Here is a 243-nt window from a genome sequence, read left to right on the forward strand (position 1 = left end):
CTGGCGGCTGGGTAGGATCCACAATGATAGAATATGTCGTACTGGATTGATTCAACGTAGGATTTGTAGCTGGTATTGAGCCAACGATAGCTTGAAAGCTAATTGTTGTTGTTCCTCCAACTGGAATGGGGTCTAAAGAAATCCCGCTATCTGGTCTAAATCCAAGTTGTGGGATGGTAGTAATTTGTAAGCTATCAGGAACGAATGAAAGTTCAGGTGGTAATATATCGATAAAAACAGGTG

General features: G+C 41.6%; 1 protein-coding gene. It reads right to left on the reverse strand.

Features of this window, described 5'->3' with window-relative positions; translation table 11 throughout:
* Window positions 1–243, reverse strand: a 243-nt coding sequence (locus tag SB658_RS26900; RefSeq protein ID WP_410603558.1) for a hypothetical protein, incomplete at both ends; no start/stop codon positions are given.

The sequence above is a fragment of the Bacillus sp. SIMBA_008 genome, from assembly GCF_046535495.1.
Taxonomy (GTDB): Bacteria; Bacillota; Bacilli; order Bacillales; family Bacillaceae; genus Bacillus; species Bacillus subtilis.